At 46.9% G+C, this 14045-nt stretch carries 15 protein-coding genes and 2 other annotated features; of the genes, 2 read left to right on the top strand and 13 right to left on the bottom strand.

Annotated elements, in window-relative coordinates; all coding sequences use genetic code 11:
• Positions 1-202: 202 nt before the first annotated feature.
• The 3 genes from pheT to RBB45_RS26160 all read right to left on the bottom strand — a co-directional run bounded on the left by pheT (position 203) and on the right by RBB45_RS26160 (position 4805).
• On the bottom strand, positions 203-2617 hold the full coding sequence (gene pheT / locus RBB45_RS26170) for a phenylalanine--tRNA ligase subunit beta (RefSeq protein WP_306010632.1): 2415 nt from the start codon (positions 2615-2617) through the stop codon (positions 203-205).
• 12 nt (positions 2618-2629) lie between these two features.
• Positions 2630-3667, bottom strand: a complete 1038-nt coding sequence (gene pheS / locus RBB45_RS26165) for a phenylalanine--tRNA ligase subunit alpha (RefSeq protein ID WP_148948949.1) — start codon at positions 3665-3667, stop codon at positions 2630-2632.
• Positions 3668-3728: 61 nt separating this feature from the next.
• Positions 3729-3976, bottom strand: a binding site (T-box leader).
• Positions 3977-4055: 79 nt separating this feature from the next.
• Positions 4056-4805 (bottom strand): TrmH family RNA methyltransferase, encoded by a 750-nt coding sequence (locus RBB45_RS26160; RefSeq protein WP_306010631.1) that lies wholly within the window; start codon positions 4803-4805, stop codon positions 4056-4058.
• A 119-nt stretch (positions 4806-4924) separates the two neighbouring features.
• Here RBB45_RS26160 and sspI point away from each other — a divergent pair, with 119 nt between their 5' ends.
• Complete coding sequence (gene sspI, locus RBB45_RS26155) at positions 4925-5131, top strand: small acid-soluble spore protein SspI (RefSeq protein ID WP_009796004.1); 207 nt, start codon at positions 4925-4927, stop codon at positions 5129-5131.
• Positions 5132-5245: 114 nt separating this feature from the next.
• Here the strand turns inward: sspI and RBB45_RS26150 are convergent, their stop codons facing one another.
• The gene (locus RBB45_RS26150) at positions 5246-6331 is read right to left on the bottom strand and encodes a M42 family metallopeptidase (protein ID WP_009796003.1); all 1086 of its coding nucleotides are present in this window, start codon (positions 6329-6331) and stop codon (positions 5246-5248) included.
• A 114-nt stretch (positions 6332-6445) separates the two neighbouring features.
• On the bottom strand, positions 6446-6934 hold the full coding sequence (locus RBB45_RS26145; RefSeq protein ID WP_022544260.1) for a dUTP diphosphatase: 489 nt from the start codon (positions 6932-6934) through the stop codon (positions 6446-6448).
• A gap of 172 nt (positions 6935-7106) precedes the next feature.
• Between RBB45_RS26145 and RBB45_RS26140 the strand changes: the two genes are divergently transcribed.
• On the top strand, positions 7107-7502 hold the full coding sequence (locus RBB45_RS26140) for a hypothetical protein (RefSeq protein WP_009796133.1): 396 nt from the start codon (positions 7107-7109) through the stop codon (positions 7500-7502).
• 112 nt (positions 7503-7614) lie between these two features.
• On the opposite strand, the gene RBB45_RS26135 is transcribed toward RBB45_RS26140, so the two are convergent.
• From RBB45_RS26135 to RBB45_RS26100, 8 genes are all read right to left on the bottom strand, one after another.
• On the bottom strand, positions 7615-8187 hold the full coding sequence (locus RBB45_RS26135) for a TVP38/TMEM64 family protein (RefSeq protein ID WP_148948947.1): 573 nt from the start codon (positions 8185-8187) through the stop codon (positions 7615-7617).
• Positions 8188-8250: 63 nt separating this feature from the next.
• A complete protein-coding gene (locus tag RBB45_RS26130; RefSeq protein WP_009796131.1) occupies positions 8251-8520 on the bottom strand; it encodes a DUF1294 domain-containing protein in 270 nt (89 codons plus the stop codon).
• An 86-nt stretch (positions 8521-8606) separates the two neighbouring features.
• Positions 8607-8966, bottom strand: coding sequence for a 50S ribosomal protein L20 (rplT, locus tag RBB45_RS26125; RefSeq protein WP_009796130.1), 360 nt, complete (start codon positions 8964-8966; stop codon positions 8607-8609).
• A 25-nt stretch (positions 8967-8991) separates the two neighbouring features.
• A complete protein-coding gene (gene rpmI, locus RBB45_RS26120) occupies positions 8992-9192 on the bottom strand; it encodes a 50S ribosomal protein L35 (RefSeq protein WP_009796129.1) in 201 nt (66 codons plus the stop codon).
• Positions 9193-9208: 16 nt separating this feature from the next.
• Complete coding sequence (gene infC, locus RBB45_RS26115) at positions 9209-9712, bottom strand: translation initiation factor IF-3 (protein ID WP_022544261.1); 504 nt, start codon at positions 9710-9712, stop codon at positions 9209-9211.
• A gap of 147 nt (positions 9713-9859) precedes the next feature.
• Positions 9860-9986 (bottom strand) — a sequence feature (ribosomal protein L20 leader region).
• Positions 9987-10244: 258 nt separating this feature from the next.
• On the bottom strand, positions 10245-12176 hold the full coding sequence (gene thrS / locus RBB45_RS26110) for a threonine--tRNA ligase (RefSeq protein WP_148948946.1): 1932 nt from the start codon (positions 12174-12176) through the stop codon (positions 10245-10247).
• A 410-nt stretch (positions 12177-12586) separates the two neighbouring features.
• Entirely contained in the window at positions 12587-13453 is an 867-nt protein-coding gene (ytxC, locus tag RBB45_RS26105) for a putative sporulation protein YtxC (RefSeq protein WP_009791381.1), read from the bottom strand.
• A gap of 275 nt (positions 13454-13728) precedes the next feature.
• Positions 13729-14045, bottom strand: a 317-nt coding sequence (locus tag RBB45_RS26100; RefSeq protein ID WP_306010630.1) for a group II intron maturase-specific domain-containing protein, incomplete at its 5' end; no start/stop codon positions are given.

Below are 14045 nucleotides of genomic sequence, written 5' to 3'. Positions count from 1 at the left end.
TGCAAGGCACGCAGACTCCTGCGGGATTGCAGCGGCAATGCTGAGACCCCGCAGCGCGCAGCGGGAGGAGGCTCAGCATTGCCCAGCGGAAAGCGAAGTGCCTGGAACGGAAATCAACAGCCCCATTTACACTAGCAACTTCCTTCAAACTCAATTTTTTTATTTACAAAAGGCAGCCTGTCGGCTGCCTTTTGTATTAATATTAACCTCGCAATACTGCTCCGGCTTTTTCTTTTACTGCTTCAAGCACTTTATCATGAGCTTTGGCGATATCTTCATCTGTCAGTGTTTTCTCCGGATCAAAATATTTCAGGGAGAATGCAAGCGATTTTTTGCCAGCCTCCATCCTGTCTCCTTCATATAGATCGAACACTGCGACTTCCTTCAGAAGGCTTCCGCCAGCTTCCTTGATGATGCGCTCCAGCTCTCCTGCTTCTTTTCCAGAATCAATCACAAGGGCGATATCCCTTGTGATTGACGGATAGCGCGGAATGGCTTGATATTGAAGCGGAGCGGTTTCCTCTTCAAGCACATCCTTGAGGGAAAGCTCAAATACATAGGTTTCCTTCAGGTCAAGATCCTTCTCGACTGTTGGATGGACTCCCCCGATAAAACCGATTTTTTTGCCGGAAAGAATAATTTCAGCTGTTCTTCCCGGGTGCATGCCGTCAACTGAGGCACGCTGGTATCCAACTTTCCCTTCAAGGCCAAGGCGGGCAAATAAGCCTTCCACGATTCCTTTTAACACAAAGAAATCGACCGGCTTTTTCTCTCCCTGCCACGGGTGGGAGTGCCAAAGGCCTGTGACTGCCGCTGCAAGATGCTCACGCTCCTCCGGGAGGCTCTCGCTGCCATTGGACAGGAATACGGAACCTGTCTCATATACGGCAAGGCTGTCATTCTGGCGGGCTGTGTTGTATTTCAATACCTCGAGCAGCTGCGGAACAATGCTTTGGCGAAGGATGCTGCGGTCTTCGCTCATGGGCATCGCGAGCTTGATCGGTTCGCGGCTTTCAAGGGCATATTGACCTGCTTTCTTTTCGCTGGTCAAAGCATAGGTCACTGCCTGGTATAACCCGGCACCTTCAAGATAGCGGCGGACGATGCGGCGTTTCTTTTGATACTCCGTCAGGCTTCCTGGAGTCGATTCCCCGGAAGGCAATGTGACAGGAAGGTTATCATACCCATACAATCTTGCCACTTCTTCAATCAGGTCTTCCTCGATCGTGATATCACCGCGGCGGCTTGGGACTGTTACGGTAATGGAACCATTGTCTGCAGATGCCTCAAACTGAAGGCGGGCGAAGATATCTTCCACCTCTGCCATCGCCAGTTCAGTTCCGAGGACCCTGTTGATCTTTTCCAGGGAAATGGAGATGACTGCAGGCTCGATTGTGAGCGAATCAGCTTCAACTGATCCTTCAAGAACTTCACCTGAAGCATACTTCTCCATCAGTTCAGCTGCTCTTTCTGCAGCAGCACGGACACGGTTAGGGTCTACACCCTTCTCGTAGCGGGTGCTGGCTTCGCTTCTCAGGCCGTGGTCTTTCGACGCTTTGCGGATCGTTCCCGCTGTGAAATACGCAGATTCAAGAAGGACTGTCGTTGTATCTGACTGCACCTCGGAAGTAGCGCCGCCCATTACACCTGCAAGCGCTACAGGCTCACTTCCATTCGTAATGACAAGATGCTCTGCTGAAAGCTTCCTTTCTGCATCATCCAGCGTGACAATGGTTTCACCTTCATTCGCACGGCGTACAAGGATTTCTTTGGAGCCAAGGCGCCCATAGTCAAAAGCATGGAGCGGCTGACCGTATTCAAGCAGGACATAGTTCGTGATATCAACCACATTATTATGCGGCCTAATGCCCTCAGCCATCAGCCTCGTCTGCATCCATAGAGGCGAAGGGCCGACTTTCACGTTTTTGATTACCTTTGCCACATAAAGCGGGTTGTCTTCCTTGGCTTCTACATTCACAGTGATATAGTCTGAAGCTTTTTCAGCTGATTCGGCTGCCTGCGGGGATGGAAGCTTCACTTCTCTTCCCAGAATGGCTGCAACCTCATAAGCTACGCCGAGCATGCTCAGGCAATCTGCACGGTTCGGGGTAAGTCCAAGTTCCAGGATATGATCATCCCTGTTGAGCATTTCAAGCGCATCCTCGCCCACTTCCACGTCATTCGGGAAAACAAAGATGCCTTCAGAGAATTCCTTGGCCACAAGCTTGCTCTCGATTCCAAGCTCCTGAAGAGAGCAGATCATGCCGTTGGATTCTTCTCCGCGCAGCTTTGCACGTTTGATCTTGAAGTTGCCCGGCAGGACAGCGCCGACTGTTGCAACGGCAACCTTCTGCCCTTTATCCACATTAGGCGCGCCGCAGATAATCTGCACCGGCGCTTCTCCTCCTGTATCAACCAGGCATTTATTCAGCTTGTCGGCATTCGGGTGCTGCTCGCGTTCCAGCACATGGCCGACAACTACACCTTTGATGCCTTCGTTCAATATTTCGATTCCTTCTACTTCTATTCCGCTCTTAGTAATCTTTTCTGCCAATTGTGCTGCGGAGATGCCGGATAAATCTACATACTCCTGCAGCCATTTATATGAAACCAACATAAAGCAGTCCTCCTATTCCTGTACTGAAAATTGTTTCAAGAAACGAATGTCGTTTGTATAAAAATGGCGGATATCATCTATGCCATATTTCAGCATCGCAATCCGCTCTACGCCCATGCCGAATGCAAACCCGGTATATTTCTTAGGATCATAGCCTGCCATCTCAAGCACATGCGGATGGACCATGCCTGCACCAAGGACCTCGATCCAGCCGGTGCCCTTGCAGACACTGCAGCCTTTCCCGCCGCAGATCTTGCAGGAAATATCCACTTCAACAGAAGGTTCTGTGAACGGGAAGAAGCTCGGGCGGAGGCGGATTTCCCGTTCCTCGCCAAACATCTTTTTAGCAAAGACCTCAAGCGTGCCTTTTAGATCTGCCATGCTGATCCCTTCGGCCACAACCAGTCCTTCTATCTGCATGAACTGATGGGAGTGAGTCGCATCATCGTTATCGCGTCGGTATACCTTGCCTGGACAGATGATTTTGACAGGCCCTTTCCCTTCATTTTCCTCCATTGTGCGCGCCTGCACAGGAGAGGTATGGGTGCGGAGAAGCGTTTCTTCCGTAATATAGAATGAATCCTGCATATCCCTGGCAGGATGGCCTTTCGGCAGGTTCAGCGCTTCAAAGTTATAATAGTCGCTTTCGACTTCATAGCCTTCCGCTACTGAATAGCCCATCCCAATGAACAGGTCTTCAATCTCTTCCACGATTTTCGTCAGCGCGTGATGAGTCCCGGTTCTGACTGGGCTTCCCGGAAGGGTCACATCGATGGTCTCTTCAGCCAGCTTTTGTTCAACTGCTGCCCTCTCAAGCTTTTCCTGCATTTCTTCGATGGCTGAAGAAATGCTGTCGCGCACTTCATTTGCCAGCGCCCCCATTTTCGGACGTTCTTCCGCCGATAATTTGCCCATCCCTTTCAGGACTTCAGTAATCGGGCCTTTTTTGCCAAGATAAGATACACGGATATCATTGAGCTCTTTCAGGTTCTCAGCTTTTTCAACTGAAGTTAAAGCTTCCTGCTGCAATTCTTTTAAACGATCTTGCATCTTTTTTCCTCCTTTTTACGTAACAGCGATATTTTTAGGCAAAATAAAAAACCCCTCCCTGTTAAGGGACGAGGTTTTGGATTCGCGGTACCACCCTTATTAACAGCCGCCTTTCAAAGAAGGTGCTGTTCGCTTCATTCAGATAACGGCTGTGCCGGGGGCATCTTTCGATTTGCAGTGTCTGCAAATGTTCCCGATGCCAGCTCAGGAGGTGAACTTCACTTAAAAAATACTCTAAAATGCTTCCAGTCACGGCATTTTATCCCTGGTGAGCTTTTATAAGCTACTTTTCTCCATCATCGCTTTTTTATGTAATGCAGTTTTGCTGTTTATTATAGTATATTCTTCCCTTTGTTTCAAACTCTTTTCAAGTTTTTGCTGGCCCAATTCAATTCTTCAGATAATACAGAAGGATGCCTGCTGCGACCGCAACATTGAGCGACTCGCTTTTTCCGTATATCGGGATATAAAGATTCTTATCTGTCCGCGCAAGCAGCTCAGGGCTGACACCGCTGCCTTCATTTCCGACCAGAAGCGCAAAACGGCCGGCCGGATGGGTCTCCTTGTATGGTGATCCATTTTCAAGCGCAGTCCCGTAGACCGGTATTTCCTCTTCCTCAAGCCTGTCCATCCACTCATTGAGACTGCCTCTTATAATCGGAAGATGGAAGTGGCTGCCCTGGGCGGACCGGAGAACCTTAGGATTATAAATATCTGCACTGCCTTTCCCGACTATCACTGCATCAATTCCAGCAGCATCAGCTGTCCTGATCATGGTTCCCAGATTGCCGGGATCCTGGACAGCATCAATCAGCAGGAAGGTGCTTCCCTTTACAGAAGCCGGCGTTTTATCTTCTTTGCATACCGCGATGACCCCCTGGGGAGTTTCGGTATCTGAGAGTGATTTGATGATTTCATCGGTTACCATTGTTACCGGCAGCTCGCCGTAATCCCAGCGGACAGGCAGCTCTGCATTTTCACTGATGATCAGCTCGATGGCTTTTTCTCCCTTTAGGGCTTCTTCCGCCAGGTGATATCCTTCAGCAAGAAACATCCCCGTTTTATCGCGCTCTTTCTTGGCCAGCAGCTTCCTCCATTGTTTGATCTGCGGATTATTGGCAGATTGAATATGCTTCAACACGGTCTCTCCTTTATCTTTCAGCTTTCAATTTTCTTATTATAGCTTACCCTCTGTACATAATAAATCCAAAAATAGAAAACATATTAAAGAATTGAATATGAAAGGGGTGCGTGCAGATGAATCTGAACTTGCGCAATGCCATTATCCACAATGTTTCCGGCAACTCTCAGGACGAGCTGAAGGAGACCATAGTCGACGCAATCCAGAACGGCGAAGAAAAAATGCTGCCTGGCCTTGGCGTCCTCTTCGAAGTCATCTGGCAGAACTCATCAGAAGAAGACAAAAAAGAAATGCTCCAGACCTTGGAGAGCAGTTTGAAATAGGAGCTGCAGGGATGGTGACAGGCACCTATACCAATTCCGAAAGTGGTATAGGTGCCTGTCACCCGCTGAAAACCAAAAAACGAACAGCCCCGCAAAGAGGGGCTGTTCGTTTTTTCAATCGAAAGTAATCCTGTCAACAGTTTCCTTATCCAAACGTTTAATCACTTCAACGATGAGCTTAACTGCATTTTCATAGTCGTCGCGATGAAGCATGGCTGCGTGTGAATGGATATACCGTGTGGCAATCGTGATGGCCAGGGACGGCACCCCATTATGTGACAGATGGATGGCGCCTGAGTCTGCACCTCCGCCGGCAATGCTGTCGAACTGATATGGGATATTCATTTCGTCCGCTGTATCTGTGACAAGGTCGCGCAAGCCTTTGTGGGAAACAAGGGATGCATCATAAAGGATGATCTGCGGTCCTTTGCCCATCTTGCTCAATGCTTCCTTCTCAGAAATCCCCGGTGTATCCCCTGCGATTCCTACATCCACGCCAAATCCGATATCCGGTTCAATGAGGTTGGCAGCTGTCTTTGCTCCTCTCAGCCCTACTTCTTCCTGCACAGTACCGACACCGTATACCACGTTTGGATGCTCGGCATCTTTAAGCTGCTTCAGAACATCGATGGCGATGGCGCAGCCAATGCGGTTGTCCCATGCTTTGGCAAGCAGCATTTTTTCGTTATTCATCACAGTAAATTCAAAATAAGGGACTGCCATATCACCTGGCTTGACTCCCCATTCCATCGCTTCTTCGCGGCTGGAAGCACCGATATCAATGAACATATCCTTGATGTCGACCGGCTTTTTGCGGGCTTCAGGAGGAAGGATATGCGGCGGCTTGGATCCGATGATGCCTGTAACGTCCCCTTTGCTAGTTACAATGGTGACACGCTGGGCAAGCATAACCTGTGACCACCAGCCACCGACCGTCTGGAAGCGGAGGAAGCCTTTGTCATCAATGCTTGTGATCATGAATCCTACTTCGTCCAGGTGTCCGGCAACCATGATTTTCGGTCCGCCCTCTTTTCCTGTTTTCTTGGCCACAAGGCTGCCAAGGCCGTCTGTTGTCACTTCGTCTGCAAATTCTGTTATGTATTTCTTCATGACTTCGCGAACTTCGCGCTCATTGCCCGGAATGCCTTTTGCATCAGTCAATTCTTTCAGCATCGTCAGCGTTTCATCTAATTTTGCCATATGTTTCGACTCCCTTAATATTTATTTTCTTCTCCATTATACCTTACTGTCCCATGGTGTAAAAAGAAAAATCCGAATCTTGCGGATTCCTCCCGATCGGACAAAATTAATCTGTTAGTATCCTTGCCGCTGCCTTTCATAATTCACTTCATTCTTCTCCACATAAGCCCTTTCAATTTGTTCTTCAGAAAAGCCAAGCATTTCTGCCAGACTTATATAAGCGCCCAAAAGCACATTAAAATCCTCAAGGGTCCTGGAAGCTTTGAATGTATCTATTAAATGATAGAGATTCAGAAACTGATGGGACAATGATTCGCCTTTTTCCTGCGGCTCAATGGCGGCACTTTCCCCAAATCCGCATTCAATTCCGAGTGACAGGATGAAATGGACGCCGTCGACGAATTCCTCAAGAATGACTGCAGGCTCAGAAGCCGGCTTCTGGCTCCAGAATTTAAAGCACCTCGTTTCATTGGCCAGCTCACCCAGTTCTACCAAAAGGGCAAGGATTTTTCTGTCAAAAAGATTTTCTTCTGTTAATTGGTGCTCTGTCTCAATATGAAGGTCAAGCGCTCTCTGCATATCAAAAAGCCTGTTAATATTCATAGCAATCAAACTTCTCCTTTCAAACCGGCCCCCTGGATTGGCAGCTGACGGTGATGGGCCATGGCAAAAAAATCATCCGTCAGAAAAAATTATAACAAATTAAAAAAAGAACGAAACTTTTTTGAGATATATCCGTAAGTAAAGATAAAACTGTGACCAGTGGAGGTATTTTATGATGTGGGCGATACGCTTGCTTTTGTTTGCACTCATTTTATTTCTCATCTACACATGCGTTAAATATATAATCAATCCAAAGCGGAAGCTCGAGCTTGCCCATGAACAAAAGCGCTATTATTTCCTGGATGACCAGAATAATGTCCGCAAAAATTTCCTGATTACGTACAAGGGCGTCCTGCTTGAGGGGGAGAAATATTTAGGGACCACTGACAATGCTTTTGAGGTTGTTTCCATTTTTATTTGGCCTCATAATCCGTCCTCTCTCAAAGGGATGGTAAGGGAAGACTTTCAATTCATTGAAAGAAAAATTTCGGAGCAATATCCCAATGCAAAGCTTGACTGGAAGAGCCCCATCAAGGAATTCATGAGCAAAGGCACAGACTCTATTTAAGGGAGTTTGAAAGCTGAACTTTAGAAAAAGGAAAAGGCGCCAATCATCCGGCTGGCGCCTTTTTATCATGCAAAAAATTGACTTATACCCAGCGGCCGGAGCGATGTTCTTCTTATGCTGTTTCCTTGAAAAAATCCCGCCATTGAATAACGCTCATCTTCTCTCTTAGTATATACACTAAAACTCCAAGTACCAGCAGAATTGCCAATGCGGCCGGAAGCGAAAACCGGCTGATGAACCCGCCAAACATGGTATAGCATACCGCCATAGGCAGATTGGTCAGCCAGCTTCCCTTCACAAACTCCCCAAACCGTTTATACCGCTCAAGCAGACAAAAGGTGAGCAGATGATAATGAACGAAAGGGATCAGCCGGAGAACAGCCACCTGGCCTGCAGTAAGATTCCTGTATTCGCCGAACCAGCGTTTCTTCAAAGAAGTCAGCTTACTGCGGGCAGCGGGCATTTTTTCCAGCAGCCAATAAAAGAGCATATTCCCAAGGAGAAGCCCTGCAGCAGAATAGGCGGTGCCCGGAACCATTCCGAATGCCGCCCCTCCCGCTATGCAAACAGCAGCCGCAGGCACGAAAAGAAACAGCCTTATTGTATGAAGCAGAATGAATAAGACCGGAGACAGCCAGCCGCCCGTATGGACGGCGGCCAATATGAGAGACAGCATTTCATTCATGGTTGCCACCTTCTTTGCTGTTAAATCTTGATGTTACTTTAACATATAGCAAATGAAGGCAGCTTATGACCAAACGGCAAGCAAATATATACAGACTGCCGCTTCAATTATGCTCAGCGCCGGCAGCCCGTATTTAAAAGCATCATGCTTTGTTTTATGCCTGAATTTATTCATGCCGGCGTACATTCCCGGAGCCCCGAAAACAAAAGCTATGGTCCAAAGTGTTCTTTCGCTTATCCGATATTGATTTTTCTGTGCTTTTTGTTTATCTGCCCTCATAATAAAATAGCCTGCTGCATTGATCAGCAGCAAATACAGAGCAGCCCATTGCATTAACAGCCAGCCCCTTTATGTATAGTCATATTATTGAAAAAAGCCATCCTCATAGCGAGAATGGCTTTCTAAAGGCCTCAGCCTTATTACTTGCTCAGGTTCTGCTTTGCAACAGAAGCTAATTCTGCAAATGCTTTTTCGTCAGCAACTGCAAGTTCAGCAAGCATTTTGCGGTTCACTTCGATGCCTGCAACCTTAAGGCCATGCATCAAACGGCTGTAAGAAAGACCGTTCATGCGGGCAGCCGCATTGATACGAGTGATCCATAGTTTACGGAAGTCGCGCTTTTTCTGGCGACGGTCACGGTATGCATACATTAATGATTTCATAACCTGCTGGTTAGCAACTTTATATAATGTATGTTTTGAACCGAAATAACCTTTGGCTAATTTAAGAACTTTTTTACGACGTTTGCGAGTAACTGTACCGCCTTTTACACGTGGCATATCTTTTCCCTCCTATATTCGGAAATTACTTAATGTTGTCTAGCATATGGCGAATGCGTCTGAAATCGCCTTTGGAAACAATCGCAGCTTTACGAAGCTTACGCTTTTGTTTAGTTGATTTGTTAGCAAATAAGTGGCTAGTGTAAGCGTGAGAACGTTTCAGTTTGCCTGAACCAGTCTTCTTGAAGCGCTTAGCTGTACCGCGGTGAGTTTTCATTTTTGGCATGTGGAATTCCCCCTCTTTACTTGTCGATTTTAGGTGCTAAGACCATGAACATGCTGCGTCCGTCCATTTTCGGATGTGATTCCACAGCTGCAACTTCCTTGCAGGCTTCCGCAAAACGGACTAAAACACGCTGACCAATTTCCTTATGTGTAATCGCACGACCTTTGAATCGGATCGAAGCTTTTACTTTATCGCCCTTTTCCAGGAACTTAATTGCATTTCGCAGCTTTGTATTAAAGTCATGCTCATCAATAGTCGGACTTAAGCGAACTTCTTTGATATTGATAATCTTTTGGTTTTTGCGAGCTTCTTTTTCCTTCTTCTGCTGCTCAAACTTAAACTTTCCATAGTCCATGATACGGGCTACAGGAGGTTTAGCATTTGGCGCAACAAGAACAACGTCAAGATTTACGCGTGTAGCAATTTCCAGCGCTTCATTCTTGGACTTGATTCCCAATTGCTCGCCATTTTGGTCAATTAGACGAACTTCACGGGCGCGGATGCCCTCGTTTAACAACATATCTTGTTTGCTAATAGTTAGCCACCTCCAAGGTTTTGTGCGAATACAACGTCTGAGTCAAGAGCAGCCGCAAGCTGCAGAACCTGCACCGAATCCCACGCTGCATCCAGCATGACACTGACAATATTACATCATAAAGCTTTATAGACATATAAAAAAGTGCGGATGAAATCACCCACACTTACGAAACGACAAGTTAAAAGCTGTTTCAGTAAAACCTGCCAACTGCTCTTTGCGTCAGCCAGGTGAGAAGCGGGTGCTTCTTCTTTTCCTCAAAGCCGTATTCAATTTACCTAAGTAACTATATCACAAATGATAATTTCGTGTCAAACGAATAGATGTTTTTATCACAACGATTTGAATTCTATCAAAGAAATTGATTTCTTGCAATAGTTTTCGCGGATTTTTTTTCTTAATCATTATAATGATTGGCTGTGTTATACAGAGTTTTACGCAAATGAGTCCAAAATCAACCATTAATAACAAAGTTTAACTAATAAAAAGAGAGGCCGCAGCCTCCCTGTAAAAATTGTTATCTCACTGTATCTTCCTTCAGTGCATCCTTGAATACATCAAATGACATGGTCTCAGACTTCTGCTCGCCGTATTTGCGGACATTTACCGCATTATCTGAAACTTCTTTATCCCCAAGAACAAGCATATACGGGATTTTCTGCATCTGTGCTTCGCGAATTTTGTAGCCGATTTTCTCATTGCGGGCATCCAATTCCACCCTGTAGCCTTGAGCCTGTAGCTCTTCCTGAACCTTTTTCGCGTAGTCGAAATGAGCGTCAGGGGAAACCGGGATCACTTGTACCTGTACTGGTGCCAGCCATGTCGGGAACGCCCCCTTATATTCTTCGATAAGGAAAGCTACAAAGCGTTCCATCGTGGAGACGACACCCCGGTGGATGACGACAGGGCGATGCTGCTTCCCGTCTTCGCCAACATAAGAGAGATCAAAGCGCTCAGGCAGAAGGAAATCAAGCTGGGCAGTGGAAAGGGTCTCTTCTTTGCCAAGCGCTGTTTTTACCATCACGTCCAGCTTAGGGCCGTAGAATGCTGCCTCGCCTTCTGCTTCATAGTAGTCAAGGCCAAGCTCGTCCATCGCTTCCTTCAGCATGGATTGTGCTTTTTCCCACATCTCATCGTCATTGAAGTACTTCTCAGTATCCTGAGGATCGCGGTAAGAGAGGCGGAATGAATAATCTTCAATATTGAAGTCTTTATATACCTCGAGAATCAGGTGAACAACGCGCTTGAACTCTTCCTTGATCTGATCCGGGCGCACAAAAATATGAGCATCATTCAAAGTCATTCCGCGCACACGCTGCAGTCCGGACAGCGCACCAGACATTTCATAGCGGTGCATGGTGCCAAGCTCGGCAATCCTGATCGGCAGCTCACGGTAGCTGTGAATGCTGTTTTTATAAATCATCATATGGTGCGGGCAGTTCATCGGGCGGAGGACAAGCTCCTCATTATCCATTTCCATGACAGGGAACATATCTTCCTGGTAGTGGTCCCAGTGGCCGGATGTTTTATATAGCTCAACATTTGCCATAACTGGCGTATATACATGCTCATAGCCGAGCCGCTGTTCCTTATCAACGATATAGCGCTCAACGATGCGGCGGATGGTTGCACCCTTCGGCAGCCACATTGGCAGCCCCTGACCGACCTTCTGGGAAGTCATGAACAGATCAAGCTCTTTGCCGATCTTCCTGTGGTCGCGCTCTTTCGCTTCCTCGAGCAGGCGCAGATGCTCAGCCAGATCTTCTTTCTTAAAGAATGCTGTACCGTAAATGCGCTGCAGCATCTTATTGTCGCTGTCTCCGCGCCAGTATGCGCCGGCAATGCTGAGAAGCTTGAATTCCTTGATCTTGCCTGTGGAAGGCACATGGACACCGCGGCAAAGGTCTGTGAAATCACCCTGCTCATAAAGAGTGACAGTTTCCCCCTCCGGAATCGCTTCAATCAGTTCAAGCTTGTACTCATCGCCGATTTCCTTGAAGAACTCGACCGCTTCTTCACGGCTAACTGCTTTGCGGTGCACATCAATGTTTTCATTGACGATTTTGGCCATTTCTTTTTCAATCAGCGGCAGGTCTTCCGGAGTCAGTGATTCTTCAAGATCCACATCATAATAGAATCCGCCTTCAATGACAGGGCCAACACCGAATTTGGCGCCCTTGTGCAGGCGTTTGATGGCCTGTGCCATTAAGTGGGCTGTACTGTGGCGAAGAACCTCGAGCGCTTCATCACTGCCCTGTGTGACAATTTCAATGGAACCATCTTCTTCAATCGGCCTGCGAAGATCGTACATTATGCCGTTCAGCTTTCCGGCCAGTGCTTTTTTCTTCAATCCCGGGCTGATGGATGCAGCCACATCCTCTGTAGATGTTCCTTTCGAAAATTCCTTTACAGCTCCATCCGGAAAAGTCAATTTAATTAATTCTGACATGAAAATTCCTCCTTATGTGCTTAAAAAACAAAAAACCCGTCCCTAAAGAAGGGACGAGTTGTATTTAACACGTGGTTCCACCCAAATTCCCAGACGCAAAAAAACACGCAGTCCGGCTTAGTGAGGGATATAACGGTCCCATGCCCGCCAGCCGATACTTTGGCCAATGATAACAGCAAATCTTTTCGCCGTCTGCTGCACCCGGCTATTGTTACGGGCGCAAAATCATCGTCCTTTTCCTGGCTGTTGTTCGGAGGCGGTAAGCATTTCATCCGTGCTGGGAAGTTTTCAGCCTTGGCTTCCCTCTCTTTGAACCGTAATGAATACCCTTGTCCTCGTCGCTACATTTGTGGTGTTTGAATTATTATGTACGTTATTATAGTAGTTTATCTTGGAAAAATCAAGGGATTTCAGATTTTCTCCCTTCCTGCTGCAGAGAGGATTTTCTTCAGTTCTATAAAGGCCTCAAGAGGCTGGATGATCACTCTTTCCTCAAAAATATTGCGGACGGTCCTGGCGAGCGGACAGTCTGGTTCATTAGAATAAAGATAAATGGCTGACGGTGCCATTGAAAGGAGCGGGGCGATCGTAACGGAGTCGACGTATACTGGATGGTTAAAAAGCAGCCGGCGGTCAACCATCTTCAAGAGCTCAGCCCGCTTGATTTCAATAAGTCCTCCATCATAAAAAGCAGTCTCCTCCCCCATCACCAGATGGACAGCACTGCGCTTAGGGGCCCTGCCCTTCAGGAAGTCCCTCAGCATGTGGATGAACATTTGGTATTCCTGCTCCATTTTATATTCATCTATGGAAAGTGCTGCATATCGTTCAAGCTGGTCCATCATCGGGCGGAGACGGAATTTTACAAAAGAGTCGAACGAAAACGAAGAGATGTCCCCTGTCATTAATTCTTCAATTGCGAGGCTAAGGCTTTCCTCCGGTCCAGGACCGTCCAGAAAAGCAGACAAATCATCCCTGTTTCCCTCCAGGATAGAATGGATGATATCCAATATCTGCTGCTGCTCTTCCTCGTCTTCATAAAAATACTGCTCCGAAAGAATCCTGCGGAACCAGTCATCCTGCTTCGTTTCTATAATAAAATGTGTCATCGCCCTTTTTACCAGGTCTGCCGTCTCCTGCAATCCGCCCGTTTTAATCTGAACAGCATACCCGTCTTTAAGCTGAAGTGATGATATATTAGAGGATGACAGTCCAAGCTCCAGGAGACCCTGCAGTTTCCTCGCATCCTGCTGATTCTGGAAAATGATTTCAATCAATCATATCCCCCCTTGTTTTTTAAACAATATTCGAAGCTGCAGCAAGCGCCGGGAGATATCCTCTCCTTACCTATACGGCTTCCTTCGTTAATATCCCTGATTCCATGTATATGGGAAACTTGTACAATTTAGAAGCAGATGCGGAGCATAACAGGGATAAAAAAGGGGACATATTGAAGGAATGGAATTTGGAGAAAATCGAGTAGGAGGCACGTCACCGTGCCGACCTCTCACAGCACCGTACGTACCGTTCGGTATACGGCGCCTCGAAAGTTTTATGAAATGATTACTTGTAACGATTTTAAACCTAGCTGTCGCCAATACTTATTGCTCAAGGCGGCATTAATTACAGGGTTTCGGGAGTTGCGCCAATAACCCTTTCGGGTGTTGGCGCTTTTCCGTGCATTTTCTCTTGAGATACCTAATTTCCTAAGGTTTTTGTACTTGGTCTTTATCTTTTTCCATTGTTTCCACAGGCACGCTCTCAGCCTACGACGGATATGTTTATCGATATTCTCTGCGTATGATTTTATATCCCCAACTTTAAAATAGTTCCCCCACCCCTGGATGAGTTGATTAATTTTAAGGATTC

It is taken from the genome of Bacillus sp. MMSF_3328 (assembly GCF_030733525.1).
In the GTDB taxonomy this organism is placed as follows: domain Bacteria; phylum Bacillota; class Bacilli; order Bacillales; family Cytobacillaceae; genus Bacillus_AB; species Bacillus_AB infantis.
Note: the sequence above shows the minus strand (reverse complement) of the source record. Positions and strands in the feature narration are given on the sequence as shown.